This window comes from Rugamonas sp. DEMB1 (assembly GCF_029834475.1).
GTDB lineage: Bacteria > Pseudomonadota > Gammaproteobacteria > Burkholderiales > Burkholderiaceae_D > Rugamonas > Rugamonas rubra.
On sequence record NZ_CP122407.1, the window covers coordinates 4,928,250 to 4,953,888 of the forward strand.

22 protein-coding genes, 3 tRNA genes and 1 pseudogene are annotated in these 25,639 nt (G+C 62.4%); 14 read left to right on the forward strand and 12 right to left on the reverse strand.

Features of this window, described 5'->3' with window-relative positions; all coding sequences use genetic code 11:
• Window positions 1-62: 62 nt before the first annotated feature.
• The gene (gene hepB / locus QC826_RS22770; protein WP_279762585.1) at window positions 63-3,020 is read left to right on the forward strand and encodes a heparin/heparin-sulfate lyase HepB; all 2,958 of its coding nucleotides are present in this window, start codon (window positions 63-65) and stop codon (window positions 3,018-3,020) included.
• Between the two features lie 66 nt (window positions 3,021-3,086).
• Here the strand turns inward: hepB and QC826_RS22775 are convergent, their stop codons facing one another.
• A complete protein-coding gene (locus tag QC826_RS22775) occupies window positions 3,087-4,061 on the reverse strand; it encodes a LysR family transcriptional regulator (RefSeq protein WP_093387458.1) in 975 nt (324 codons plus the stop codon).
• 102 nt (window positions 4,062-4,163) lie between these two features.
• On the opposite strand from QC826_RS22775, the gene QC826_RS22780 reads away from it, so the two are divergent.
• A complete protein-coding gene (locus QC826_RS22780) occupies window positions 4,164-4,361 on the forward strand; it encodes a hypothetical protein (RefSeq protein ID WP_279762586.1) in 198 nt (65 codons plus the stop codon).
• 64 nt (window positions 4,362-4,425) lie between these two features.
• Here QC826_RS22780 and QC826_RS22785 read toward each other — a convergent pair whose 3' ends face one another.
• The 3 genes from QC826_RS22785 to QC826_RS22795 form a co-directional block, all read right to left on the reverse strand.
• On the reverse strand, window positions 4,426-4,839 hold the full coding sequence (locus tag QC826_RS22785; protein WP_093387724.1) for a type II toxin-antitoxin system HicB family antitoxin: 414 nt from the start codon (window positions 4,837-4,839) through the stop codon (window positions 4,426-4,428).
• Between the two features lie 62 nt (window positions 4,840-4,901).
• Window positions 4,902-5,087, reverse strand: coding sequence for a type II toxin-antitoxin system HicA family toxin (locus QC826_RS22790; RefSeq protein ID WP_279762587.1), 186 nt, complete (start codon window positions 5,085-5,087; stop codon window positions 4,902-4,904).
• Between the two features lie 353 nt (window positions 5,088-5,440).
• Window positions 5,441-6,649 (reverse strand): MFS transporter, encoded by a 1,209-nt coding sequence (locus QC826_RS22795; RefSeq protein ID WP_279762588.1) that lies wholly within the window; start codon window positions 6,647-6,649, stop codon window positions 5,441-5,443.
• Between the two features lie 94 nt (window positions 6,650-6,743).
• Here QC826_RS22795 and QC826_RS22800 point away from each other — a divergent pair, with 94 nt between their 5' ends.
• Window positions 6,744-7,889 carry an acyltransferase family protein gene (locus QC826_RS22800; protein ID WP_279762589.1) on the forward strand — a complete coding sequence of 382 codons (1,146 nt, stop codon included), beginning with the start codon at window positions 6,744-6,746 and terminating at the stop codon, window positions 7,887-7,889.
• On the opposite strand, the gene QC826_RS22805 is transcribed toward QC826_RS22800, so the two are convergent.
• A complete protein-coding gene (locus tag QC826_RS22805) occupies window positions 7,864-8,646 on the reverse strand; it encodes a flagellar brake protein (protein WP_279762590.1) in 783 nt (260 codons plus the stop codon). The two genes, QC826_RS22800 and QC826_RS22805, sit on opposite strands and share 26 nt — an antisense overlap.
• A gap of 302 nt (window positions 8,647-8,948) precedes the next feature.
• Here QC826_RS22805 and udk point away from each other — a divergent pair, with 302 nt between their 5' ends.
• The 5 genes from udk to QC826_RS22830 all read left to right on the forward strand — a co-directional run bounded on the left by udk (window position 8,949) and on the right by QC826_RS22830 (window position 13,571).
• On the forward strand, window positions 8,949-9,590 hold the full coding sequence (udk, locus tag QC826_RS22810; RefSeq protein ID WP_093387465.1) for a uridine kinase: 642 nt from the start codon (window positions 8,949-8,951) through the stop codon (window positions 9,588-9,590).
• A gap of 373 nt (window positions 9,591-9,963) precedes the next feature.
• Window positions 9,964-10,701, forward strand: coding sequence for a class I SAM-dependent methyltransferase (locus tag QC826_RS22815; protein WP_279762591.1), 738 nt, complete (start codon window positions 9,964-9,966; stop codon window positions 10,699-10,701).
• Between the two features lie 606 nt (window positions 10,702-11,307).
• Window positions 11,308-11,490, forward strand: coding sequence for a type II toxin-antitoxin system HicA family toxin (locus QC826_RS22820; protein WP_279762592.1), 183 nt, complete (start codon window positions 11,308-11,310; stop codon window positions 11,488-11,490).
• Between the two features lie 172 nt (window positions 11,491-11,662).
• A complete protein-coding gene (locus QC826_RS22825; RefSeq protein ID WP_279762593.1) occupies window positions 11,663-12,085 on the forward strand; it encodes a type II toxin-antitoxin system HicB family antitoxin in 423 nt (140 codons plus the stop codon).
• Window positions 12,086-12,236: 151 nt separating this feature from the next.
• Window positions 12,237-13,571, forward strand: a complete 1,335-nt coding sequence (locus QC826_RS22830; RefSeq protein WP_279762596.1) for an IS4 family transposase — start codon at window positions 12,237-12,239, stop codon at window positions 13,569-13,571.
• A gap of 100 nt (window positions 13,572-13,671) precedes the next feature.
• Here the strand turns inward: QC826_RS22830 and QC826_RS22835 are convergent, their stop codons facing one another.
• The 3 genes from QC826_RS22835 to acs form a co-directional block, all read right to left on the reverse strand.
• On the reverse strand, window positions 13,672-15,114 hold the full coding sequence (locus tag QC826_RS22835) for a HEAT repeat domain-containing protein (protein ID WP_279762598.1): 1,443 nt from the start codon (window positions 15,112-15,114) through the stop codon (window positions 13,672-13,674).
• Window positions 15,115-15,508: 394 nt separating this feature from the next.
• Window positions 15,509-15,599 (reverse strand) — tRNA-Ser (locus tag QC826_RS22840).
• Window positions 15,600-15,691: 92 nt separating this feature from the next.
• Window positions 15,692-17,692, reverse strand: coding sequence for an acetate--CoA ligase (gene acs / locus QC826_RS22845; RefSeq protein WP_279762599.1), 2,001 nt, complete (start codon window positions 17,690-17,692; stop codon window positions 15,692-15,694).
• A gap of 299 nt (window positions 17,693-17,991) precedes the next feature.
• On the opposite strand from acs, the gene QC826_RS22850 reads away from it, so the two are divergent.
• The 5 genes from QC826_RS22850 to QC826_RS22870 all read left to right on the forward strand — a co-directional run bounded on the left by QC826_RS22850 (window position 17,992) and on the right by QC826_RS22870 (window position 21,464).
• Window positions 17,992-18,600 (forward strand): YqhA family protein, encoded by a 609-nt coding sequence (locus QC826_RS22850; RefSeq protein WP_093387477.1) that lies wholly within the window; start codon window positions 17,992-17,994, stop codon window positions 18,598-18,600.
• A 39-nt stretch (window positions 18,601-18,639) separates the two neighbouring features.
• Entirely contained in the window at window positions 18,640-20,181 is a 1,542-nt protein-coding gene (locus QC826_RS22855; protein ID WP_279762602.1) for a fumarate hydratase, read from the forward strand.
• Between the two features lie 63 nt (window positions 20,182-20,244).
• Window positions 20,245-21,096, forward strand: a complete 852-nt coding sequence (gene murI / locus QC826_RS22860) for a glutamate racemase (RefSeq protein WP_279762604.1) — start codon at window positions 20,245-20,247, stop codon at window positions 21,094-21,096.
• Window positions 21,097-21,222: 126 nt separating this feature from the next.
• Window positions 21,223-21,298 (forward strand) — tRNA-His (locus QC826_RS22865).
• Window positions 21,299-21,388: 90 nt separating this feature from the next.
• A tRNA-His gene (locus QC826_RS22870) sits at window positions 21,389-21,464 on the forward strand.
• 105 nt (window positions 21,465-21,569) lie between these two features.
• On the opposite strand, the gene QC826_RS22875 is transcribed toward QC826_RS22870, so the two are convergent.
• A complete protein-coding gene (locus QC826_RS22875; RefSeq protein ID WP_279762605.1) occupies window positions 21,570-21,881 on the reverse strand; it encodes a HigA family addiction module antitoxin in 312 nt (103 codons plus the stop codon).
• 13 nt (window positions 21,882-21,894) lie between these two features.
• Window positions 21,895-22,176, reverse strand: a complete 282-nt coding sequence (locus tag QC826_RS22880) for a type II toxin-antitoxin system RelE/ParE family toxin (protein ID WP_279762606.1) — start codon at window positions 22,174-22,176, stop codon at window positions 21,895-21,897.
• A 192-nt stretch (window positions 22,177-22,368) separates the two neighbouring features.
• On the opposite strand from QC826_RS22880, the gene QC826_RS31345 reads away from it, so the two are divergent.
• Complete coding sequence (locus QC826_RS31345) at window positions 22,369-22,974, forward strand: YbaN family protein (RefSeq protein ID WP_313872796.1); 606 nt, start codon at window positions 22,369-22,371, stop codon at window positions 22,972-22,974.
• Between the two features lie 50 nt (window positions 22,975-23,024).
• Here QC826_RS31345 and QC826_RS22890 read toward each other — a convergent pair.
• Both QC826_RS22890 and QC826_RS22895 read right to left on the reverse strand, forming a co-directional pair.
• Window positions 23,025-25,076: pseudogene (locus QC826_RS22890) on the reverse strand (molybdopterin cofactor-binding domain-containing protein); the annotation flags it as partial.
• The gene (locus QC826_RS22895) at window positions 25,073-25,531 is read right to left on the reverse strand and encodes a (2Fe-2S)-binding protein (RefSeq protein ID WP_279762607.1); all 459 of its coding nucleotides are present in this window, start codon (window positions 25,529-25,531) and stop codon (window positions 25,073-25,075) included. The gene QC826_RS22895 and the pseudogene QC826_RS22890, both read right to left, overlap by 4 nt.
• Window positions 25,532-25,639 lie beyond the last annotated feature (108 nt).

Below are 25,639 nucleotides of genomic sequence, written 5' to 3' on the forward strand. Positions count from 1 at the left end.
TCCGCCCATACGTTGTGCTGTATTGCGCGTCGCTCCAGGCATATCAAGAAAGCCAATCAAATATGAACAGTCGTACCGTGCGCGCCGCAATGCCCGCATTTGCCTCGCTGGTCGTGCTGCTTGCCAGTCCGTCAACCCAGGCAGGAACCCAGACAGTCTCCTTTACTACCGAGAAAATTTTTGAGGCGGAACACGGTGATATTGCCAACCGTTGGGAAACACAGACGGATGCCACAGAACCCAACACCCGCTATGTGGTGGTGCCAACTGGCCCCGTGCCCTCGGTCCCCGATGCCGTGGCCGAACTGTCCTATACCGTCCAGGCCGACGTGGCGGCAAATTACGTGCTGTGGATGCGGGTGCTGGCACCGAACAGCTATTCCGACTCCCTGTATTGGACGAACGACGAGCGGAATAATTCCATCTTTTGGTTCAACGACAGCTACAACAAATGGGTCTGGGTCATGGTGTCGAAAAGCCTGCCCTTGAGCGCCGGCCCGCACACGCTCAAGGTGAAGTACCACAACGCTGGAATGCGGATAGACCGTATTCTGCTGACCAAGCGCGGCTACTTTAAACCAACAGGAATCGGCGAGGCCCCGACGGTGTACAACTCCATGCCGCCGAGCAGCTACAACGTCGCGCTGCCCCAGCCGCCGCTGAACGAACACCCACGGTTGTTGCTGCGCGCCGGCGACCTGCAGGATATCCGCAACCGCGAGGCCGAAGCGGCGCTGCGGGCCAACGACCGTAGTCCCGAGTATCAAGCGATGAACGCGGCATGGGGCCGGCTGCGAGCCTTCGCGAAAAACAACCCGAGCGGCACGCTGCCCCCGCCCCCAAAACCGGGCGATCCCGCCGACGCAAAGAAAGAGCTGGCGAAATACTGCGGCCTGGCCGCCGAGACTGTCCGCGCCAAGGCGCTACTCCATCTGATCGACAGCGACGAGCAAAGCGGCCGGCACGCCATCAGCCTCATGGAAGGCTACTTCGACACCTGTAAAATCGACAACACGCGCGCCATCGGCGAAACGATCTGGCTGAGCGCCATCGTCTACGACTGGTGCTATTGGTTGATGAATACGGACCAGCGCACCGCCTACATCGAGAGATTCGTCGCGCTCGCCTCGAAGATGGAAATCGGTTTCCCGCCGGTCAATCAAAGCGCCGTGACCGGCCACAGCAGCGAAGCACAATTGCTACGCGACCAGCTCAGCGCCGGCATCGCCTTCTATGACGAAACCACGGCGGTCTACCAGCTCGCCGCCGGCCGCATCCTGCAGGAATTCATCGCCCCGCGCGAGCTCGTCTACAAATCGCACAGCCACCACCAGGGCGACTCCTACGGTCCCTATCGCTATACCTGGGACGTGTACGCCGCATGGATATTCCAGCGTATGGGCGCCGGCAACGTCTTCCCGTCGACTCAGCAGTACACGCCCTATCAATGGCTCTACACTCGCCGCCCCGATGGCCAGTTGATGCGCGACGGCGACTCCTACCAAGGCGGCTACAACGCCTTCAACACCTACTGGAACCAGATCGGCACCTACATGCTGACCGCTAGCTACTACGACGAGCCCTACCTGAAAGATGAATTTGTGCGGCAGCTCGCCCTCGCCGCGCAATCGCCGACGCCCGACGCCCGCCATCCCTACGATGACTTGTCGATGGTCGTGCTGAACAAGCCGCAATTGGCCAACACCGACACGAAAACACTACCGCTGAGTCGCTACTTCGCCGAACCGGCCGGCCAGATGGTGGCCAGGACGGGCTGGAGCGAAGGCGTGCAAATGCAATCGCCCGCCGTGGTGGCAACGATGAAGGTGGGAGGTTACTATTTCGCCAACCACCAACACCTCGACGCCGGCCATTTCCAGCTCTACTACAAGGGCAACCTGGCGATCGACTCCGGCCTGTATGAGGGCGTTCTGGGAACCACTTCGCAGAGCTATGGCAGCGCGCATGACAGCAACTACCACAAGCGCACCGTTGCCCACAATGCGATGTTGGTCTACAAGGACGGCGAAAAATTCATCAACACCGCGTCGAACGACGGCGGCCAGCGCTTCGTCCTGGCCGAGCCGGCCACATTGACGGCACTGAAGGACGACAAAAACGGCTACCGCGTCGCCAACGTGCTCAAGCACGAAATCGGCCCGGACAATTCGACGCCCGACTACTCTTACCTGAAGGGTGACATCGCGCCGGCCTACTCCGACAAGATCAGCAATTACACCCGCTCGTTCGTGTTCCTGAACCTGAAGAACAACGCCCATCCGGCCGCCCTGCTGGTACTCGACAAGGTCAAATCCAGCAACAAGGATTTCAAGAAGACCTGGCTGCTGCACAGCGTGCAAGAGCCCGCTCTGGACAGCCAGACGGCCACCATCAAGCGGGATACAGACGGCTACAACGGCAAGCTGATTAACCGCACCCTGCTGCCGCTTGAGGCGACGCTCACCAAGGTGGGTGGCAAGGACCAGGAATACAGCGTCTACGACGGATCAACGGGACGCTACGTCAACTATCCAATCTCGTTGATGGACCACAAGGGTCTGAAATTCAGCGAAGAGCCGGGCGCATGGCGAGTCGAGGTGTCACCCAAGGAGGCCGCCGAGGCGGACGTGTTCTTCAACGTGATGCAGGTAATGGACGCCGACAGCGCCCTGCCGCCGCTGGCCACCGACGCCGTCGTGTCGGCATCGATGCACGGCGTAAAGATCGACAACCGCGTGGTGCTGTTCGCCAAGGACGACGCCGATCTCAGCGGCACGGCCAGCTTCGAGCTAGCCACCGCCGATACGCTGCGGGTGTTGGTAACCGACCTGAGCCAAGGCTACTGGAGCGTCAGCCGCAACGGCGCCCCCGCAACAGTCGAGTACGAAGTGGGCGCCGAAGACGGCACGATGTACTTTGTCGCCGCCGGCGCCGGCAGCTACACCCTGCGCCAAGCGTCCAAGCGGACCCTGCCGGCGCCTCCCGTCCTGACCAGCCTGCCGCTGCCTGCGCCGAAGTAAGCTAGCGCAACAGGAGCGCCCCTTGGCGCGCCTGCGGGCGGTGCTGGAACTTGGCGCGCAACCAGGCTATTCCGGTGGACTAGCCTTGCGGACCTCGTCGTCGCGCTGGCCGGCCACTCCGCTGGCCGGTTCATTGTCGACCGTCAACGGCTCGGCCAGGCGCTCCTTCAGGAACGCGATGAACAACTTGCTCCGGGCCGGCAGATGCCGCGTGTCGGTGATCACGTGCACCTCCACCGACTCGGCCTGCCATTCCGGCAGCACCCGCAGCAGGCGTCCCGCCGCCACCTCTTGCCGGGCCAGGCGCGGGTCCAGCACGGCGATGCACAAATCGTTGGCCGCCATCGTCAGCGCCATCGCCGCGCCGTTGGTCACGAAGCGCGACTCCTGCATCACCACCACCGTCTCGCCGCCGCGCCGCAGGCTGTGCCGGGCGGAAAACTGCCCGCCCGACGTGGGCCGGCCGCACAGCGCGTGCCCGGCCAGGTCGTCGGGATGGTCCAGGGCCGGCGCCTGCCGCAGATAGCCGGGCGAGGCGTACAGATAGCGCGGCAGCGCGGCGACCTTGCGCGCCACCAGCGACGACGGCGAGGTCGGCGGCGCGCCCAGGCGGATCGCCAGGTCGTAGGGGTCGGCCTGCAGGTCCACCGCCCTCGGCGTGCAGTCCAGGTCGAACTTGATCAGCGGATAGGCGCGGGAGAATTCGCCCAGGATGGGCGCCAGATAGCCGACCGCGAAGCTGGCGGTCATCGACACGCGCAAGGTGCCGATGGCCCGCTCCGACACGTCGCGCAGCGACTCGTGCGCGCACAAGGCCTCCTCGACGATGCCCTGGCAGCGCTTGAAATACACCTCGCCCGCCTCGGTCAGCTCGACCTTGCGGGTCGAGCGGTGCAACAGGCGCAGGCCGATGGTGCTCTCCAGCTCGGCGATGTTGCGCGACAGCGTGGAGTTGGACATGTCCAGCGCCTCGGCCGCGCCGCGAAAACTCTTGCGTTTGGCGACCTCGACGAACAGCCGCATATAGTTCAACACGTCCACTTTATTGCTCCATTTTTGGGATGCTTAATTCGATTATACGCATTTATCCCATCAGTGAAACAGTGCAAAATGCAGGCTTATGCATTCAACAAGGGAGTCGCCATGAGCACGTTCTTCGGGAAAAAATCCAGCAATGAGGTTCGGTTCGCCGCCCCGCGTGGCATGGCAACGGCCGCCGCCAGCGTGCGCCCGGCACCGCCCTGCCGGCCGGCGGCGGTGGACATGGCCTTCATCGGCGACGGCGCTGTGGATGGAGAGGTGGCCGCCGGCGGATCGGCCGGCTTCACGGCCAGCTCGTGAAGTTGCTGGCGAACTTGGCACGTTTTTAAACTCGGGGGAATGGCGGCGAACGCGCCCAAACGGTCTAACTGGCTGCCATCACCAGATGCTTGCCCAAGGCGTTGAGCGCCTGCTCCACTTTGTCGATTTTGGTCGGGTGCGCCAAGTCAAACAAGCGCTGCACGTCCTGCAGTTTGGCGCCCAGCAGGCGGGCCAGATCGGTCGGGCGCTTCTGTTGCGCCAGCATTTCGTTCAGTAGAAGCACCTTGGCCCACATGCTGGCGGGCAGGTCGACATGATACTCCCCCTCGGCGATATCACCGGGCAAGGGCACGGGGCGGCCGTCCTCAAAATAGAAGTCCATCGATGTGATCAACGCGTCCTTGGCCATCGCCAGCGCGGCCTCCGCGCTGGGGCCGCTGGTCAGTGCTTCGGGAATGGCAGGGACGGAGGCGAACCAGCCCTCGCCATCTTGCTCGATCTTCACGGGGTAGCGCATACCAATCCTTATGCTACTAAGCAAGGGGATAAGGGACCGACTGGCTGAAACGGCCGCCGGAGTCACTTCCCCGTTTTCAATCCTAACTGTTTCAAGACTGCCTGCCTTAAACGCTCGCCAATTTCGTGGCTCGGATGTCTGGGCATGACGGTTTGCTTGCCATTCAGATAGACCTTCAGATGATTGGTGCCGTCCTTGAAGGTCGCACCTTGCTCTCCAAGCCATCGCCTGAACTCGCTCTGCTTCACGGAGTCTCTCCGTAACCGAACCGAGAATTCATAATAGGCATTTTCGCATACCTTTTCAACTTGGCGCCGTCAAAACCTCAAGTCAACGCCCGCAAGTGGGTCCAACTGGACACATGCTTGGCAAACCGCATCCTCGAGCTCGTATTTATTCCTAAAAACAGGTTCATTTCTCGTGATTCCACATCCATCGGCTGCCGGCCGGAACGGAACGCCCCGGTCTCTGGGCCGCTAAGCACATGCTAAGGGAATCGGTAGCGCCGAGCGCCAAGCAAAATCAAACTCGACAATGCTATGCCCGCTTTTCAACAAAGTCGTGCGATGGGCGCTACGGCTTTGACGCGAACGCGACGTACTCAAGCGTCCAGCCCCTTCTGCACCCGCCACGACAACGGCAGCGTGAACAGCAGAATCGCCGCCAGGCTGATCAACGCGGCGGGAACGCCGGCCACGTCCCCCAGCCGGCCGAACAGCACCGGCGCCAGCGCCCCGCCGCCGATGGTGCAGGTGTAGAAGCGCGCGAAGGCCTGCTCGCGCTGGCCGGCGCCGGCCAGTTCCGGCACCACCCCGTACAGCACCGAGGAGGTGCCGTTCAACGCCAGCCCCAGCAAGGGCAGCATGGCCATCATGCCGGCCAGCGGCAGGAACACCGCCAGCAGGATCAGCAGCGCGGTGGCGGACTCGGTGATCCACACCGTCTTCATCATGCCGATGCGCGCGCCGAGATAGCCGCACAACAACTTGCCGAACGCGCCGCCGACGAACAACAGCGACAGGGCCAAGCCGATGCCGGCGCTGCCGGCGCCCTTGCTTTGCAGCAGAAACGGCAGGAAGGTGAGAAAGCCCATGCGCACCGCGGTGTCCAGCGTGCCGGTGGCCAGCAGCGCGTAGAACCCGCCCGCCGAGCCGCTGCCGCCGACGGTCTTGGCGGACGCCACCTTGGCCGAGCTCGCTTCAAGCCGCGTCGGCAGCAGCCACCACAGCAGACCGGCCGCCGCCAGGCCGAGCAGGCCCATCAACGTGACGCTGGCCTGCCAGCTGACCACCACCAGCAACAGGCCGACCAGGCCGGGGATCAGCGTCTTGCCGATGTCGCCGGCGAAGTTGTACTGCGACAGCGCCTGCTTGACGCCGCCGCCGGCCTCGTGGGTGTCGGCGACGATGGAGGACGCCAGCGGGTGCTGGGTGCTGGCGCCCAAGCCGCCCAGCACCAGCGCGAACAGCAACACCGGCAGGCCGCCGGCCAGGCCGGCGACCAGGTAGGCGGCGCCGGCCAGCGCCGTGCCGCCCACCAGCATGCGCTCGCGGCCCCAGCGCTTGGCCAGGCGGCTCGCCAGCAGCTGGAAGCCGGCCATCGTCCCCGCATACGCGCCGCGCAACAGGCCCACCAGCGCGTAGCTGAGGGAAAACTGCGCCTGCCAGATCGGCAGCAGCACGTAGATGAGGTCGGTCAGGCCGTCGTGTACGGCGTGGGCGCCGCAGGCGGCGAGCAGGGAGCGGCTGCGCACGTTGCCGTCCGGGCTGGCCGAATCGGCGGGAATGGCTGCGGTGTTCAGATCGCTCATTGTTCGGTGCGCGGAAAACGAAATATGATGAACTTGCTACTATATGCCTGCCCCGCACACCACAGCAACCTTAACAATTCAAGAAACACAACGCATGATCCAGAAAAATGAACTCGTCCGAGCCAAAGGCTTGGACACCCTGCGCGCCATCGCCATCGCTTTGGTGTTGATGACGCATTACACCGGCTTCGTCAGTGGCAGTCCCACCTTCGGCTTTGTAGGCCGCGTCGGCTGGGCCGGGGTGGATCTGTTCTTTGTGCTGAGCGGGTATTTGATCGGCAATCAAATACTGTCGGCGATCGCGCGCCAGGAGGATTTTTCGCTCAAGGTCTTCTTCGCCAAGCGCCTGCTGCGCACGCTGCCGAACTACTACGTCGTGCTGGCCGTGTATTTTCTCTTGCCGGACTTGCTCAAGGGATCGAGCACCGCGCCGCTGTGGCGCTTCCTCACCTTCACGCAGAATTTCGGCCTGGAGTATGGGCAAACGTTCAGCCATTCCTGGTCGCTGTGCATCGAGGAGCAGTTTTACCTGGTGCTTCCCTTGGCGGTGCTGGCGGTGGCCAATTGCAGGAACGCGCTGCGGGTCGGCTGGACCGTCATCGTCGGCGCCATCCTCGTCGGCATGGCGGCGCGCGGGATGGCTTGGGTGGCGGATGGCCACGACGCCTTCGCGGCAGAGACGTATTACTCCACCCTGGGCCGCTTCGACGAATTGCTGCCGGGTGTGGCCATCGCCATGCTGAAGAATTTTCACGGCGCGCTGTATGAAAAAATCCTGCGCAAGGGGAACCTGTTGTTGGTCGTGGGCTTGGCCGCCGTCATCGCCACGCTGTATTGCGTGAACCAGGGTTTCCCCGACACCATGCTGTCGACCACGCTGGGGTTTTCTTTGCTGGCCATGAGCTACGCCTTGTTGCTCCTGGCGGCGCTCAGTCCAAACTCGATCCTGAGCCGCGTGGGCGTGCCGGGCGCCACCAGCCTAGCGTTGTGGTCGTATGCGGTCTACCTGATGCACAAGCCGATCTTCATGCTCGCCGCGCCGCATTTGCGCCGGATGAATGTCGATACGGGTGCGCCGTTGACGGTGCTGCTGGTGTTTGCCGCCGGCATATTCGGCGGCTGGCTGCTGTTCCGGTGTGTGGAGACGCCGTTCATGCGGCTGCGCGCGCGCTGGTATCCATCCAAGCAAGCAAGCGAAAGCGGCTCAGTCCTTTTCACCGCTGCCGCGAGGCATTGTTGACCTTATCCATCAGGCTCTTGATCTGGCTTTCGGTCTCCGGCGTCATATTGCTGAACTGGCAGCCGATATGGGTCTGTTCGCCCGCCAGGAAGGAACGGAAGGCGCGCGTGAAGCGGATTTCCAGTTCGGTGACGACGACGGTTTCCGTTTCCTTCTCTTCCAGTACCAGCCGCACATCCGGCAGTTTGCGGCCCTTGAGCAAGCCCTTCGCCTCGCCCTTGGTGCAGTGCAGGCCGAGCCCGCCCAGCGAGCAATCGTAGATGGACCACTCATGAGGACTGCCGTGCAGCTCAAACGTGGCCGTGAAAGTGGTGCCCAGCGGCGTTTCCAAGCGCTCGTTGGCACGCCGGTCCAGTACCGCGCAGGTTTCCGGGAACACCATCGGGATCAGCTGCGGCTTGTCGGGAAGCGAGTCCCAATCCAGCTTGGACAGGCGAAATTGCAGCTTGGCGGTGCGCAGCACGGTGACAAAGGTGATCCTGCCGGACGGCAGGCTTGTACCTTCGTTTAATTCCATCACGAAGTGCGGTTGTTCGGGATCGACCGAGAGTATGCGTCCAAGCACCGGCTCGCGGGTGCCGGAAACGTACATCGAGATCGCGTCACCGTTGGCGGCCAGCAGGGTCAGCGTGTCGCCGATCTCGTCTTCGCTCGTCATTTCATGCGAGCTGGCCGAGGCCGGGATGGGCGTTATCGCATCTTGTGGCCGTGGCGGTCCTTTACGGATCGGGACGGCATGGGACTCGTTGGGCAGCATATCGTTCACTCATGATAGGTGCTACTGCAGACAGGGTTTGGGTCTATTTATAAGTTAATCATAGGTTGTTATTTTCCTTGCGGCAACCTATTTTTATAATTTGAAAAATAGTGCTTCGCCACGAGCGCTAACGCTCATTGGGCAACTCACCGTTCTTCCTGCATCCCGAGATTGCACGATCGCCCTAAGGCGAATGCTACCGGTCATCGGACGCTGAAGGGCAGCTTAGATCTGAGCTAGTACGCTTCATTTGGGGGCAGCCGCTCCCTGTCAGTTCGCTCGCGCTTCCGGTATCATTCGGCATGAATACGATTTCTTTCCAACCGTTTATTATTGGCGTCGCAGGCGGTAGCGGCAGTGGCAAGTCCACTGTGTCCCAGAAGGTGCTCGCTGCGTTTGGCGCAGATATGGTCTCGGTCGTGATGCAGGACGATTACTACTGCGACCAAACCCATCTCCCCCCCGAAGTCCGCCCGCAGCAGAATTACGACCATCCGCAGGCTTTCGAATGGTCGCTGCTGGTGCAGCACATCCAAGCCTTGCGCAACGGCGAATCGATCGAGATGCCGGAGTACGACTTCACGCTCCACAACCGCTCCAACCGGACCATTCCGGTCAAGCCGGCCCCGGTGATCGTGATCGAGGGCTTGTTTGCTTTGTATGACGCGGACTTGTGCGACATGATGTCGCTGAAGATCTATGTCGATACCGCTTCCGACATCCGCTTCATCCGCCGTATGCAAAGGGATATTACCGAACGCGGCCGCTCGGTCGAAAGCGTCGTCGACCAGTATCTGGAAACAGTACGCCCGATGCACAAGCAATTCATCGAGCCGACCAAGCGCAACGCCGATATCATTATTCCGCATGGCGCCAATGGCCCGGCGGTCGATATGATCACCACCAAGGTGGCGAGCGTTATCGACCAGTTGAAGCGGGGCTGAGTTTATCGGATGAGGTGATGCCTAGGTAGGTGAAGAGAAAATGCCACATAGGGCACGCTACGAAATCGATACATAGCTGCCCAACTCCTGTTCAAGATGTCGCTCAAGCCTTGGCTCGCCCGCAAGCAGTTTTCTTAGGGCAGCCTGGACGCGAGAACAGGGTGATATCTGGGCTAAACAAGCAAGGAAATGTTGGAATGGCATCCTGCCCGCATTCAAAAGGGCATCCAATGCTCAAATAGCTGACGCCAGTTTCAACATTGGTAAGATATAATCGCCACGGCGCATGCTCCCCGTGGAGAAAGCCGCGTCTCGAGCACGCCAAGGTATGAAACGTGCTCGCCAAACACTCTCTGTTTTGTGAGGTCGTCCTGTGGTAAGCCCCGTCCGCGATCATTACGAAAAGCTCCTTGGCCCAGTTTATTCTTGGATGGTCGGTGACATCGACGCGGCGATGAGCCGGGCAGATGCTGAGCTTGAAGCCATCGGTATACCCGCCAACGGTACCGGTATCGCCGTCGATCTTGGCGCTGGCTTCGGAATGCATTCCGTACCGCTGGCTCGACGCGGATACCAGGTGACAGCCGTGGATGCTTACAAGCCACTATTGAGCGAATTGGAGGCCCGCGCCGGCTCCCTCCCGATCCGCACGGTTAACGCCAATCTGTTGGAGTTCAAGAGTCACGTCCCGCAACCCGCCGCGGTAATTCTTTGCATGGGGGATACGCTCACGCATTTGCCGGATACCGCATCCGTCGAAGCTTTGTTCAAGGCCATCTCGGCTACTTTGGTCCCCGGTGGTCTGTTCGCAGTCACGTTCCGCGACTATGCGTCAGCTGCCTTAAAAGGTGATGGGCGATTTATTTTGGTGCGTAGCGATGAGAATCGGATTCTTACGTGCTTTCTTGAATACGGTGAGACGAGGGTTCAAGTCCACGATGTGTTGCACGAGCGGGATGGAGGCCAGTGGCGCCTTCGACTCAGCAACTATCCAAAGTTGCGCCTATCGCCAGAGTGGGTCGTGACCGCCCTGGCGTCCCTTGGCTTCAATGTCCGTCGTGAGCCAGGACTCGGTGGAATGGTTCGCGTTATTGCACAGCAAATGCATTGACGACCAATGCCCGCCTTAGCGTGCTAAAAACTCCCTTTATTGAGGTGACCCCTCGTTCGCCGTGATGCCATACCGGACTAAGTCGCCCAGATACGCCGTATTGAACTGCATTTGTGAATGGGTTTCAAAAAGCGCGTGAATTTGGGTTTTGCGCGCATTTTGACGACGCGACCGGCGTCCGATTCGATTTCACTGTCCGCTCCCGCGATAGCGCTTGCTGCGGCCGAGTGCGCTGCTTTTGCCTCTAGACGCCTTTTCTGGCCCCGCCGGTCGACGACGCAGCCCGGGCCATGGTGTCGCTTGCCCCGGCGCAGCCGGGGGCCGGGGGCCGGCCGCCGTCCGTCCGGACGCAAGGCAAGGCCCTGCGCCTGCAGAACGAGCGCTGAAAGCGCCTTGCTTCTCTCCGCCAAGGCTACAACGCAAAAAGCCACCCGAGGGTGGCTGCTGTGCCGGCACGATCTTACACGTGAGGCTGCAAGTGGTTGCCCAACAGCACTAGCCTCAGTTTTAGCCTTGACGATCGGCCTGCAAAAAATATTTCTACACACTTCTACACAGTCGCGTGCTCGTGTGTATAATTACACACAGCGACATTCGGGGAGGAAGATGAACTCAAGCAAATTAATCCGAATGCTGGAAGACGATGGCTGGCAGCAAGTACGAATCAAGGGCAGCCACCATCACTTCAAACACGCTGAAAAGCCCGGTCTAGTTACGGTGCCTCACCCTAAAAAAGACCTGCCAATCGGAACGTGGAACAGCATACTGAAGGACGCAGGACTTAAGTAAAACTCCCCCGGTATCAGACAAGATGCCGGGGACTTAGAGTTCTGAGCAATTACCCGAATGTGCAAGTCGTAAGTGGAAATTCGTGAAATCGTGAAATCGTGAAGTCGTGAATCCTCGGAGTTATTTGTGTTTATGACCTGGAAAGAGAAAACCGGTCATAGGAAAGGCCAGAATGGACATCCCAGTAGTAATTTTTAAAGATGAAGGTAGTGTGTACGGTGTAAACGTACCAAACATTAAAGGCGTCCACTCGTGGGGCGACACCGTAGAAGATGCTCTGAAGAACGTGCGAGAGGCAATCACCAGCCACATTGAGACGTTATTGGAGCTGGGCGAACCTGTTGAAATCGCACAAAACAAGATCGAAGCGCTCCAAGAGAATCCTGATCATAAGGGCGGGATTTGGGCATTGGTCGAAGTCGACCTTGACAAACTTGATAGTAAGCCAGAACGTATCAACATCAGCCTGCCACGCTTTGTTCTCAGTAAAATTGATCGGTATGCAGACGCACGCCATGAAACGCGCAGCGGCCTGCTGTCGCGTGCCGCATTACAGTTGATTGATGCAGAGTCAAAGTCCCTCGAACCTACGTAAACTCATAGGTTTATACACATCTCCAGTCCGCCAAGAATGTCCGACGAACAACACCGCCGCCGGGAAAAACCGTTAACATTCAAGCACTTGCGAATTGGCTTGTAAACCCTTGAAATTTCAGGTTTACTCTTGTCTTTTGCCTCAAGCAATTATGACTGAATCGACGCACTGGACGGACGTGGAATTTGCTGAACTTTACCTTGGGGATGCCCGCCTCGACAGGCGCGCAAGGAAGATCATGGAGCGCTTTTCGGACAGGCCGGCGGCCAGCATCCCCAAGTCGTGCAACGGCTGGGGCGAAACCATCGCCACGTACCGGTTTCTCGAAAACGAGGCCGTCGAGTGGCGTGACATCATGGCGCCGCACTGGGCCCAGACGCAGCAGCGCATGGGCGAACACCCCGTCATCTTGTGCTTGCAGGACACGACCGAACTCAATTTTAATGGACAGCAGATCGAAGGCCTCGGGCCACTCAGCTATGAAGCCCAGCGCGGCATGTACGTGCATCCGACCTATGCCGTCACGCCGGAGCGCTTGCCGCTGGGCGTCATCGACGCCTGGATGTGGGCACGCGAGAAGATCGACGCCGACGGCGTGCGGCCGGGGATCAAGGAGAGCGGTCGCTGGATCGAGGGGTACGCACGGGTAGCCGAGATGGCGGCCGATATGCCGGCGACGCGCCTGGTGTACGTGGCCGACCGCGAGGCCGACATGATCGAGTTGATGAAGTACGCCCAGGACTGCGGCACGCCGGCTGATTGGCTGGTCCGCGCCAAGACCGACAGGGCTTTGCCGGACGGCGAGAAACTGTGGGCGCACACGCTCGACGGCGCGCCGGTGGGGGAAATCAGCTTCACCATCGGCGCGCGCGACAAACAGAAGGGGCGCAAGGTGCGCCAGCAACTGTGGGCCAAACGGGTGGAGCTGCCGGCGCGGCGCGGCGCCAAGATCGCGGCGACCTGCGTGATCGCGCGCGAAATCGATGCGCCTGCCGGCGTCGAGCCGATCGAATGGCGTTTGCTCACCAACCGCTCGGCCACCACCAGCGAGGAGGTGATCGAGTTGATCGACTGGTACCGCGCGCGCTGGGAAATCGAGATCTTCTTCCATGTGTTGAAAAATGCGTGCAAGGTCGAGGCGATGCAGCTGTCCCACATCGACAATATCGAGCGCGCGTTGGCGCTGTTCATGGTCGTGGCGTGGCGCATCGCCCACTTGATGCGCCTGGGCCGCATCTGTCCGGACCTGGACGCGAGCCTGTTCTTTGATCCTGACGAAATCCGCGGCGCCTACCTGCTCACGAAGGAGCGACGGCCGAATCGACCTCCGACCCTGAACGAAGTCTTGCGACTGATCGCCCGCGTCGGCGGATTCTTGGGGCGAAAAGGCGACGGCGATCCAGGAGTGAAAACGATCTGGCAGGGGATTCAGGAAGTACGGGTGGCCGCGCTAACGATAAAGGCGCTACGCGAGGAAGCCGAGTGACTTGTGTATAAACCTATGACGTAAACTCAGTAAGAACACAAAGGCCCGCTGTACAGTGGGCCTTTTCTTTTGAGGGAAGAAGAATACCACATAGGCCACGCTACAAAATCGATACATAGCTGCCCAACTCCTGCTCAAGATGTCGCTCAAGACTTGGTTCGTCCGCAAGAAGTTTTCTTAGGGCAGCCTGGGCTGACGGCGATGACAGAAAACTGATCTGTTCCTTGGTGGGACGTTGATACCATCGCCCCGGGCTTCTTAACCACGCACGTAGCGACTGATCTAGGCCCATTGTTATCGAATCTTCAGGGCCACGCTGCATACTCTCTCGTGCGATGCATTCCAACCAAATCCATTTTTTTCTTTCAGCAAATATCAGCAGCAATGCCATGTCCTTCTTTTCTGATAGGCTGGATTGTATGGTTGCGAACGGAATATACGCGCCATGTTTCCGTTCGGCTTGCAGAGCAAATCTGCGGATGCGGGGCGCCGCATCGGATATGGCTGCCAAGGCAATGCTGTCTTTATCCTGTTCCTCCAGCCTTAGCCACGCCACAAGCGCGGCGAGACGCACAGAAATACGCTTGCTTACAACAAAGGTCTTTATGAGCTCCAGATCGTCTTTGTCACGCAAGCTGGCAAGCGCACTCAAGCATACGCGCGCACTACCTGCAACATCGGGCTGCTGCAAGAGCATGTTCCGATAGTGCGCTCTAAAATTGAAGTCCAATGGCCTCAGGAAGCCCATGGCGATAGAACGCACCGAAGATTGTGCGTCGCTCAATGCCTCTGTCACGAGCGCAAGGCGGAAGTCACTTTCCATACTCAGCAAAGCGCTCAGGGCGTTTGTTCTGACCGAACCGAAACTTGATTTCATCGCTGCTCGATACTGCGCGCCTTGCACGTCTTCGGGAAGGGTTGCGCAGAGTTCGATAGCTTGCTTTGCGAGCACAATGTCGTCACTTCTGCCAAGAATCAACTCTATCAGCTCGGTCGGTTCGAGCAAATTGTATTTTTTGAGTAAATACACACATGATCTGGCGACCTTAATGTTCGATCCTTGCGCCGCAGCAATGATTTCATTGACGTCGGTGACTCGGACAAAATTGGACTCGAACTGGGTGAGCCATTCGGCGTGATCACATCTCGCAGCGCTGTGCAATTTCAATACTGCGGGCAACACAGCCAATAAATTCGCGGTTGGAAAAAATGGTAGCAGTGTTTCCAAAGCCCTTCTTGCCGTGTCGCGCACTTCCGGCACCCAGTCGTTGAGGCGTTCGACCACCACTGGTAGCAATTCCGGCCATGCCAAGTCGACACATCGTTTGAGCACCGCTTCGCGTACATAACCGGAGTAGTGGCGGGCTTCCGCATTCAACTCCTCGGCAGACTCAGAAACACTTATCGTTTTGATCAGGTCTGCCACATACCATTCAACAGCTGGTTTCATGGACGGGGCTAGGGCCAGCGGTTTTTTCTGGCCAAATAGTGCTCTGAAAATATTCATATCAAGAAAGGTTTTTTGTACTTGAATGCCTACCAAGGAACTGACAGCTTATATTGGAATAACCGCTTTGACAATTTTGCTTTTTTGATTGCGCTGGTGAGGTGGACTGGCTCTAATCGCAACGCGCGTTGTTGGATCTAAGCCGGAAACGGTCTGGGGCCGCGTATTGACGGTATTGGATGCGGGTTTGTGGTTGGGGCGGGCGCGGGCGGTGCTGCTGCCTGAAACCTAATTAGAACCACGAACGCGCGCCCACGGCGCGCGGGGCTGCCGCGCAGCGGCAGCAGTCGGCCGATTCGGAGAGGGCTGGGCCGGTAGGCCCAGCCCTTCGAATCCCCCGCGCAAGCCCCGCAGGGGGCTTGCTTCTCTCCGCCTGCGGATGCAAAAACAAAAAAGCCACCCGAGGGTGGCTTTTTTGTTTTTGTATCCTTGGCGGAGAGAGGGGGATTCGAACCCCCGATAGGCTATGAACCTATACACGCTTTCCAGGCGTGCGACTTCAACCACTCATCCACCTCTCCTGCATTTCTTTCTCCTCTTCCGAGGAGCGCGAATTATAGCAAGGATTCCGAGGAGTACCAACTCTTTTTGCCTTCCCCCTCGTTTCCCTTCATTAGGACGCTTCTTTGAGCTGCTCCAAAATCGCTGGATTCTCTAAAGTGGAAATATCCTGCGTGATGGTCTCGCCTTTGGCCAGTACGCGCAGCAGGCGGCGCATGATCTTGCCGGAACGGGTCTTGGGCAGGTTGTCGCCAAAACGGATCTCTTTGGGCTTGGCGATCGGGCCAATCTCTTTGGCGACCCAGTTGCGCAACTCCAAGGCCAAGCGCTTGGCTTCGTCGCCGGTCGGCCGCGCTTGCTTGAGCACGACGAAGGCGCAGATCGATTCGCCGGTGGTGTCGTCGGGCTTGCCGACCACGGCGGCTTCGGCCACCAGCGGGTTGGCCACCAGCGCCGATTCGATCTCCATCGTGCCCATGCGGTGGCCGGACACGTTCAACACGTCGTCGATGCGGCCGGTGATGGTGAAGTAGCCGGTCTCTTTGTTGCGGATGGCGCCGTCGCCTGCCAGGTACATCTTGCCGCCCAGCTCTTCGGGGAAGTAGCTGGACTTGAAGCGCTCGGGATTGTTCCAGATGGTGCGGATCATCGACGGCCATGGGCGCTTGACCACCAGAATGCCGCCCTGCCCGTTCGGTACGTCGTGGCCCACCTCGTCGACGATGGCGGCCATGATGCCCGGCAGCGGCAAGGTGCAGGAACCCGGCACCATCGGCGTGGCGCCCGGCAGCGGGGTGATCATGTGGCCGCCCGTCTCGGTCTGCCAGAAGGTGTCGACGATCGGGCACAGTTCGCGGCCGATGTTTTTGTAGTACCACATCCAGGCTTCGGGATTGATCGGCTCGCCGACCGTGCCCAACAGGCGCAGGGTGGACAGGTCGTAGTTCTTCGGATGCACGGCCGGGTCGACGTCGGAGGCTTTGATCAGCGAGCGGATCGCCGTCGGCGCGGTGTAGAAGATGCTGACCTTGTGCTTGGCGATGGTGTCCCAGAAACGGCCGGCGTTGGGGAAGGTGGGGATGCCCTCGAATACCACCTGGGTGGCGCCGACGGCCGTCGGGCCGTAGCAGATGTAGCTGTGGCCGGTCACCCAGCCGATGTCGGCGGTGCACCAGAACACGTCGTCGGGCTTGATGTCGAAGCTCCACTTCATGGTCAGCGCGGCCCACAGCAGGTAGCCGCCGCTGGAGTGCTGCACGCCCTTCGGTGTGCCGGTCGAGCCGGAGGTGTAGAGGATGAACAGCGGGTGCTCGGCGTCGACCCATTCCGGCTCGCACACGGCGGACTGCTTTTCCACCAGCTCGTGCAGCCAGATGTCGCGGCCTTCCTGCATGGCGATGTTGCCGCCGGTGCGTTTGTAGACGATGACGTCCTTGATGGTGTCGCAGCCGCCCAGCGCCAGCGCTTCGTCGACGATGACTTTCAGGGGCAGGTGCTTGCCGCCGCGCATTTGCTCGTCGGCGGTGATGACGGCGACGGCGCCGGCGTCGATGATGCGCTCCTGCAGCGACTTGGCGGAGAAGCCGCCGAACACCACGGAGTGGGTGGCGCCGATGCGGGCGCAGGCCTGCATGGCGGCCACGCCTTCAACCGACATCGACATGTAGATGATGACCCGGTCGCCCTTCTTGATGCCGCGTTCCTTCAGGCCGTTGGCGAACTTGCAGACCTTTTCGTGCAGCTGCTTGTAGCTGACGTGGACCGACTCGCCGCCGTCCGCTTCGAAGATGATGGCGGTCTTGTCGGCGTTGCCGTTCTCCAGGTTGCGGTCCAGGCAGTTGTAGGAGACGTTCAGGTGGCCGTCCTCGAACCATTTGTAGAACGGCGCGTTGTCCTCGTTGAGGGTGCGGGTGAAGGGCTTCTGCCAGACCAGGTTCTCGCGCGCCAGACGCGCCCAGAAGCCTTCGTAGTCGGCTTCGGCCTCGGCCTGCAGCGCGTTGTAGGCGGCCATGCCGGAGATGGTGGCCTGGGCGGCGAAGGCGGCCGAGGGCTCGAACACGCGCGATTCCTGTGGACCTTGCTGCTGGGTTCCTTGATTTGCTGTACCGGTCATGCTTATCTCCATTTGTAGTAATCGTTTGCAAACAACATTAGACTTGGTCGCTTACTGCCTCCTTACAGGCGCCGCACGGGACGAATTCGCGGGGAATTTCGCCGGCCGGCGTGCGCTTTTGGTTGGACGGGCAATTTGATCTTTTATGCAATTTTACAGAGTTTTCCGCCATCGCTGTCGCCACCCCGCCGATTGTCGCACCGGCCGCCAATCTGTGCGGGCGGCAAGACGATTGCCGGATTGCCCGTGTAAAATGTCGGCAGTCGTTTGACGCCATCCTTTTCCGGAGATACACCTCAATGTCTGACCCGCAACACAAACCAGCCCCCAAGCTACGCCCGCTGCCCGCCTTCATCTTCATGTCGCGCTGGCTCCAGCTGCCGCTGTACCTGGGCCTGATTCTGGCGCAGTGCGTGTATGTATTCCATTTCTGGGTCGAGTTGAAGGACCTGATCGGCGCGGCGCTCGGCAACGAGGCGGCGCTGGCGCACATCTTCCAGGCCATCGCCGTGCCCAACGCCGTGGTGCCGACCAAACTCAACGAGACCACCATCATGCTGGTCGTGCTCGGCCTGATCGACGTGGTGATGATCTCCAACCTGCTGATCATGGTCATCATCGGCGGCTACGAAACCTTCGTCTCGCGCATGCACCTCGACACCCATCCGGACCAGCCCGAGTGGCTGTCGCATGTCAACGCCTCGGTGCTGAAGACCAAGCTGGCCATGGCCATCGTCGGCATCTCCTCGATCCACCTGCTGAAGACCTTCATCAACGCCGCCTTCTACGACGCCAAGACGCTGATCGCGCAGACTGCGATCCACGTCGTGTTCCTGCTGTCGGCGCTGGCCATCGCCTACACCGACCGCATCACCACCGGCACGCAGAACGAGTCGCAAAACCATTAACGCCTTCCCCTTAGCCACTCCCTCAACCGCGAGAACACCATGACCATCATAAAGCAAGAAGACCTGATCGAATCCGTCGCCGCCGCCCTGCAGTACATCAGCTACTACCACCCGGCCGACTACATCGAACACCTGGCGCGCGCCTATGACGCCGAGCAGAGCCCGGCGGCCAAGGACGCCATCGCGCAGATCCTGACCAACTCGCGCATGTGCGCCGAGGGCAAGCGGCCGATCTGCCAGGACACAGGCATCGTCAACGTCTTCCTGAAGATCGGCATGGGCGTGCGCTTCGAGGGCTTCTCCGGCACCGTCACCGACGCGGTCAACGAGGGCGTGCGCCGCGCCTACAACTTCGACGACAACAAGCTGCGCGCCTCGATCGTCGCCGACCCGCAGTTCGACCGCAAGAACACCAAGGACAACACGCCGGCCGTGGTGCACATGGAGCTGGTCGAGGGCAACACGGTCGACGTCAAGGTGGCGGCCAAGGGCGGCGGCTCGGAGAACAAGACCAAGTTCGTCATGCTCAACCCGTCCGACTCGCTGGTCGACTGGGTCATGAAGACCGTGCCGACCATGGGCGCCGGCTGGTGCCCGCCGGGCATGCTGGGCATCGGCATCGGCGGCACCGCCGAGAAGGCGATGCTGATGGCGAAAGAGGTGCTGATGGACGACATCGACATGTTCGACCTGAAAAAACGCGGCCCGCAGAACAAGCTCGAAGAGCTGCGCATCGAACTGTGCGACAAGGTCAACGCGCTGGGCATCGGCGCCCAGGGCCTGGGCGGCCTGACCACCGTGCTCGACGTGAAAATCATGATGTATCCGACCCACGCCGCCTCCAAGCCGGTCGCCATGATCCCCAACTGCGCCGCCACCCGCCACGCCCACTTCGTGCTGGACGGCTCGGGCGCGTCCTACATCACGCCGCCGCCGCTGTCGACCTGGCCCGAGGTGCACTGGACGCCGGACACGGAAAAATCCAAGCGCGTCGACCTGAACACGCTGACCAAGGAAGAAGTGGCCTCGTGGAAGCCGGGCCAGACCCTGCTGCTGAACGGCAAAATGCTGACCGGCCGCGACGCCGCCCACAAACGCATCCAGGACATGCTGGCCAAGGGCGAGCCACTGCCGGTCGACTTCACCAACCGCGTCATCTACTACGTCGGCCCGGTCGATCCGGTGCGCGACGAGGCGGTCGGCCCGGCCGGCCCGACCACCGCCACGCGCATGGACAAGTTCACCGACATGATGCTGGAGAAGACCGGCCTGATCGCCATGATCGGCAAGGCCGAGCGCGGCCCGGTCGCCATCGAGTCGATCCAGCGCCACAAGTCGGCCTACCTGATGGCCGTCGGCGGCGCCGCCTACCTGGTGTCGAAGGCGATCAAGAGCGCCAAGGTGCTCGGCTTCGCCGACATGGGCATGGAGGCGATCTACGAGTTCGACGTGGTCGACATGCCGGTCACCGTGGCGGTCGACGCCGCCGGCACCTCGGTGCACAACACCGGCCCGGCGGAATGGAAGGCCAAGATCGAGCAGCTGAGCAGCGTCAGCGCGATCCCCGTCGTCACCGCCTAAGCAACCACCCGGCCCCGCCGCGCGCCCCCGCGCGGGCGGCGGGCGCCTTGTCCGGACACCAACTTGACTCCCACCCTACCCTTTGCGCCGCCCTTCGCCGCGCCGTCCGACGCCCCCGTCGGCGTGTTCGACTCCGGCGTCGGCGGCCTGTCGGTGCTGCGCCACATCCGCGCCCAGCTGCCCAACGAACACCTGATGTACTTCGCCGACTCGGCCTACGCGCCCTACGGCGCGCAAACCGAGGCGGTGCTCACCGAGCGTTCGCTGGCCATCGCCGCCTTCCTGGTGGCGCGCGGCGCCAAGGCGCTGGTGGTGGCCTGCAACACCGCCACCATCGCCGGCATCAAGGCGGTGCGGGCGCGCTACCCGCAACTGCCGGTGGTGGGCGTCGAACCCGGCCTCAAGCCGGGCGCCGCCGCCAGCCGCAACGGCAAGGTCGCCGTGCTGGCCACCGCCAGCGCGCTGCGCGGCGAAAAGCTGCTGTCGCTGCGCGAGCAGGTCAGCGCGGCCACCGGCGCCAGCTTCCACCTGCAACCCTGCGTCGGCCTGGCCGACCAGATCGACAAGGGCGAGCTGGACACGCCGGCCACCCGCGCCCTGCTGGAGCGTTACATCGCGCCGCTGATCGCCGAGGGCGTCGACACGCTGGTGCTCGGCTGCACCCACTACCCCTTCGTGCTCGACGGCATCGAGGCGGTGGTGCGCGCCCACACCGCCGCGCCCGTCAGCGTGCTCGACACGGGCGAGGCCGTGGCGCGCCAGCTCAGCCGCCTGCTCGACGCGGCCGGCCTGCGCCGCGCCGGCGGCGCGCCGGGCGGCCTGGTCGGCTACACCAGCGCGGCGGCGGCGTCGCTAAGCGGGCCGTTCGCCGGTTTGCTGGGGCTGACGCCGCCGGTGGAGGCGGTGTCGGTCTAGGCGGTGTCGATCTAGGCCCTTTCGCCATTTTTGCGAAAAAGCCGCATTAAGGTTTGCGTGTTTCAAAACTGGCTTGTATAATTCGGCACCTGTCTACGAAACACCGTAGGCAACGCAGTATCAGTGGTGGCTGTAGCTCAGTTGGTAGAGTCCAGGATTGTGATTCCTGTTGTCGTGGGTTCGAGCCCCATCAGCCACCCCAAAGAATTCGCAGCAAATAATGAGGTTGCAAGTTCATGCTTGCAGCCTTTTTTATTGCCCGCAAGGTGGTTCCGCAGTAGCAGTAGCAGTGGTGGCTGTAGCTCAGTTGGTAGAGTCCAGGATTGTGATTCCTGTTGTCGTGGGTTCGAGCCCCATCAGCCACCCCAAGAATTCAAGTAAAAAGCCCAGTCCTCGGACTGGGCTTTTTGCATTGGGCGCAGGAAGCGCACTTCCTTCTGACAGCCAAATCCGGCAACAAGAGGGCAGAGCCGTTAAACAGCAATCGGTGCGGGTTGGACACGCATGGGTACAATCTTGAACCGCTGCTCGGCTTGCCACATGTCATAAGCGTTTTGCTCGGCCAACCAAACGCGGGCCTCTCCACCACGGTCCACACCCAGCCAGGCCTGGATGCGCAAGGCCATTTCCGGTGAAATGGCGGCACGACCATTCAGCACGCGGGAAAGCGTCACGCGATTCACGTCCAGTTGCTGCGCAGCCTCGGTCACGCTCAAGCCAAGCGCTGGCAACACATCATCGCGCAAGGTAAGGCCGGGGTGTGGCGGGTTGAACATGCGTGTCATGGCTTGCTTCCTTCTAGTGATAATCCTGATAATCGACCAGCACGGCATGAATACCGTCGAACTTGAACGTCATGCGCCAGTTCCCACTCACCCGGACAGAATAGTGTCCTTTAAGCTCGTGGCCTTTTAGCGGGTGAAGTTTCCAGCCAGGCAAATTCATCGCCTGTACATTCGTCGCCTCGTTAAGACGTCGCAGCATTGCGCCCAACCGTGGAGCATGGGCAGGCTGAATGCCAGCCACGCTTCCACTCTCAAAAAAGCTTTTCAGGCCTTTATGCTGGAATGTCTTAATCATGAAGAATTGTAGCGCGTAACGCCTCACGCATCAACACTGCCAAGCACATCCAGCCCAAGCTGAGCACAAACGCTCCGCTGGGCGCGCGCCTGAGGCACGTCGGCCCACCACCAGCCACCGAGTACATGGACGCAATGGCACAACGCAGTCGGCATGGCCCCGCCCCTCAGCCGGCGTCTGAAAGCGCGTATTATGGCGACTCAACAACGACGCGACGACGGCATCATGGCCAGCCCCCCACACAAGTTCAGCACGCCGAGCGCGCCGGCGGCCCGCGAGGCGCATGCCGCGCGCCTGCTGCGTTGGGGTTACATGGCACTCGGCCTGCTGATGGTGGCGCTGGGCGTGATCGGCGCGCTGCTGCCGGTGATGCCGACGACGATCTTCCTGATCCTCGCGCTGGCCTGCTTCACCCGCGCCTCGCCAAGGCTGGAGCAGCGCCTGCTGCAGCACCCCCGCTTCGGCCCGCCGCTGCGCCAGTGGCGCGAACACCGCGCCGTGTCACGGCGCGGCAAGCGCATGGCCTGCATCGGCATGGCGCTGGGCTTCGTGGTGATGTGCTTGGGCCGGCCGCCCTGGCCGGTGATCGTGCTGGTCGCCGTGGTGGAGTTGGCGGTGCTGGCCTATCTACTGCGCCGCCCCGAGGGGCCATTCGACGTTGTGGCGGCCGACGCGGCCAGCCATTCCCAGCCGGAGTGCGCCACCGGCATGCGCGCGACCGGCTCGCCGCCGGCCGCCAGCAGCGCGTTGGCCAGCGCCGCGACGATCGACGGCGGGCCCTCCTCGCCGACGCCGTAGCCGGCCTCGCCGCTGCCGATCACCAGCACCTCCAGCGGCGGCGTGTGGGCCATGCGCGCCACCTGGTAGCCGTCGTAGTTGCCCTGCTCGACGGCGCCGTCCTTCAAAGTGATCTCGCCGAACAGCGCGGCGGACAGGCCGAACAGCGTGCCGCCCATCATCTGCGCCTCGACCAACTGTGGATTGGCGACGCGGCCCGGATCGATCGCCGCCGTGATGCGCACCAGGCGGAACTTGCCGGGCCCGGCGACGGCGATCTCCACCACATGGCCGCCCAGCGTCGGCCCGGTCTCGTTGAGGGCGAAGCCACGAAAGTGGCCGGGTGCCGGCGGCGCGTCCCAACCGGCGCGGGCGCACAGCTGGTCGATGAAAGACAGCTGCCGCACCTTGCCAACCAACAGGCCGCGGCGGTAGGCCACCGGGTCGACGCCGGCCGCGCGCGCCGCCTGGTCGAGCGTATGTTCGAGGAAGTAGCAGTTCTGCGAATTGCCGACCGAGCGCCAGTAACCGCAGGGCACGCCGTGGTCGACGCGGCTCCAGCGCGTGTCGTAGGCCGGAATGGCGTAGCTGCGCCCCATCCAGCCCATCAAGTAGCTCCAGTCGAACACGCCGTCGATGGGCGGGCTGTTGGTGACGCCGGAATAGGCCAGCAGCGACGGCCCGGCCATGTCGCCGCGCAGCGCCGTGGGCCGGTGCTGTGCGTCCAAGGCCAAGCGCACGCGCGCCGTGGTGGCCGGCCGGTAGTAGCCGGAGCGCATATCGTGCTCGCGCGACCAGATGGTCTTCACCGGCTTGCCGACGGCCTTGGCGATCAGCGCCGCCTCGACGGCGAAGTCGTGCTCCAGCCGGCGGCCGAAGCCGCCGCCGACCTGCTGCGTGTGCAGCGTCACCTGCTCGACCGCCAGGCCGAGCGCCTTGGCGACGGCGCGCTGGGTGTCGCTCTGGCTTTGCGTCGACAGCCACAGCTCGGCGCCGCCACCGGGGCCGCTGCCGACGCTGACGGTGGCGTTCAAGGGCTCCATCGCGGCGTGCGCCAGGAAGGGCACTTCGTAGACGGTTTCGATGACCCGGCTGGCGCCCTGCAGCGCGGCGGCGGTGGCGGCGTGGTCCTGCTTGTCGGGGCGGTCGTTGTCCCGTGGGTACATCAGCCCGCCCTCGCCCATCACGGCGGCGCGGTACTCGGCGCGCATGGCGGCGCTGTCGGCCTTGCCGTGCGGGCCGGCGCGCCACACCGGCTTGAGCAGCCGGGCCGCCTTCTCGGCCTGCCAGTAGCCGTCGGCCACCACGGCCACCGCGTTGGCCAGCCGCACCACCTGGCGCACGCCGCGCACCTTCAGCGCCGGCGCGGCGTCGACCCGCAGCAGCGCGCCGCCGAAGCCGGGCGCGTGCAGCACTGCCGCCACCAGTAGGCCGGGCAGCTTGACGTCGATGCCGTACACGGCGCTGCCGTCGAGCCGCTCGGGGATGTCGGCGCGCGCCATCGGCTGGCCCAGCACCTTGCAGTCGCTTGCCGCCTTCAGCTTCGGCTTCTCCGGCGGCGCCAGCGCGGCGGCCTGCGCCAGCAAGGCGCCGTAGGGCAGCCGGCGGCCGCTGGCGCCGTGCGCGATGTGGCCGTCGACGGCGTGGCAGCTGGACGGCTCGACCCGCCAGCGCTGCGCTGCGGCGCGCAGCAGCATGTCGCGCGCCGCAGCACAGGCCAGGCCCACGCTGTCGCGCGCGGCGCTCAGGCCGGCGCTGGCGAAGGTGGTGATCCCCGGCGGGAAGCGGCGGTGGAACTCCTGGCGCACCGGCGCGTGGTGGATGCGTATCTGCGCGGCGGCCAGTTCCAGCTCCTCCATCACCAGTTGGACGATGGCGGTGTGCGTGCCCTGGCCAAGATTGGTGACGGTGGTGTAGGCGTCCAGCGTGCCGTCCGCCGCGAAGCTGAGCCAGCAATCGAAGGCGACGGCCTTGTCATCGGCAGCGCCGCCGGCGATGCTGGCCCCCGGCCCGACGGCCGGCGCGGTCGCGGCCTCGCCGGGCGCCATGCTCAGGCCCAGCGTCCATACGCCGGCCGCCAGTGTCGAGCGCAGGAAGCTGCGCCGCGTCAGCGCGCCGCTCATGCGGCACCGGCCTTGGCGGCGGCGTGGATCGCGGCGCGCACGCGCGGGTAGGTGCCGCAGCGGCAGATGTTGGTGATGGCCGCATCGATCTCGGCGTCGCTCGGCTCGGGGTTCCGCCGCAGCAGCGCGGCGGCGGCCATCAACATGCCGGACTGGCAGTAGCCGCACTGCGGCACTTGGTGCGCGATCCAAGCCTGCTGCAGCACATGGCTGCGCTGCGGCGCCAGCCCCTCGATGGTGGTGATGGCGCGCTTGGCCACGCTCTGCACCGGCAGCACGCAGCTGCGCACCGCCTCGCCGTCCACGTGCACGGTGCAGGCGCCGCACTGCGCCGCGCCGCAGCCGAACTTGGTGCCGGTCAGGCCCAGCGCGTCGCGCAGCACCCACAGCAGCGGCGTGTCGCCGTCGACCTCGGCGCGCTGGCGCCGGCCGTTGATGTTCAAGTCAAACCGCATCTGTGCTGCTCCAAAAAGGGACGATGGGCGCAGTGTAGACAGCCTCTCCCGGGCCGGCGCGCGCCGTGTGACGAAAGCCCGCATCGGCGGGACGGGGCCGCCGTGGCG

Excerpts from the sequence above, each read along its gene's own strand:
- hepB (WP_279762585.1), top strand. The coding sequence starts at position 63 with ATGAACAGTCGTACCGTGCGCGCCGCAATGCCCGCATTTGCCTCGCTG.
- QC826_RS22780 (WP_279762586.1), top strand. The coding sequence starts at position 4,164 with ATGAGCACGTTCTTCGGGAAAAAATCCAGCAATGAGGTTCGGTTCGCC.
- QC826_RS22785 (WP_093387724.1), bottom strand. The coding sequence starts at position 4,839 with ATGCGCTACCCCGTGAAGATCGAGCAAGATGGCGAGGGCTGGTTCGCC.
- QC826_RS22795 (WP_279762588.1), bottom strand. The coding sequence starts at position 6,649 with ATGAGCGATCTGAACACCGCAGCCATTCCCGCCGATTCGGCCAGCCCG.
- QC826_RS22800 (WP_279762589.1), top strand. The coding sequence starts at position 6,744 with ATGATCCAGAAAAATGAACTCGTCCGAGCCAAAGGCTTGGACACCCTG.
- QC826_RS22805 (WP_279762590.1), bottom strand. The coding sequence starts at position 8,646 with ATGCTGCCCAACGAGTCCCATGCCGTCCCGATCCGTAAAGGACCGCCA.
- udk (WP_093387465.1), top strand. The coding sequence starts at position 8,949 with ATGAATACGATTTCTTTCCAACCGTTTATTATTGGCGTCGCAGGCGGT.
- QC826_RS22820 (WP_279762592.1), top strand. The coding sequence starts at position 11,308 with ATGAACTCAAGCAAATTAATCCGAATGCTGGAAGACGATGGCTGGCAG.
- QC826_RS22825 (WP_279762593.1), top strand. The coding sequence starts at position 11,663 with ATGGACATCCCAGTAGTAATTTTTAAAGATGAAGGTAGTGTGTACGGT.
- QC826_RS22830 (WP_279762596.1), top strand. The coding sequence starts at position 12,237 with ATGACTGAATCGACGCACTGGACGGACGTGGAATTTGCTGAACTTTAC.
- acs (WP_279762599.1), bottom strand. The coding sequence starts at position 17,692 with ATGACCGGTACAGCAAATCAAGGAACCCAGCAGCAAGGTCCACAGGAA.
- QC826_RS22850 (WP_093387477.1), top strand. The coding sequence starts at position 17,992 with ATGTCTGACCCGCAACACAAACCAGCCCCCAAGCTACGCCCGCTGCCC.
- QC826_RS22855 (WP_279762602.1), top strand. The coding sequence starts at position 18,640 with ATGACCATCATAAAGCAAGAAGACCTGATCGAATCCGTCGCCGCCGCC.
- QC826_RS22875 (WP_279762605.1), bottom strand. The coding sequence starts at position 21,881 with ATGACACGCATGTTCAACCCGCCACACCCCGGCCTTACCTTGCGCGAT.
- QC826_RS22880 (WP_279762606.1), bottom strand. The coding sequence starts at position 22,176 with ATGATTAAGACATTCCAGCATAAAGGCCTGAAAAGCTTTTTTGAGAGT.
- QC826_RS31345 (WP_313872796.1), top strand. The coding sequence starts at position 22,369 with ATGGCGACTCAACAACGACGCGACGACGGCATCATGGCCAGCCCCCCA.
- QC826_RS22895 (WP_279762607.1), bottom strand. The coding sequence starts at position 25,531 with ATGCGGTTTGACTTGAACATCAACGGCCGGCGCCAGCGCGCCGAGGTC.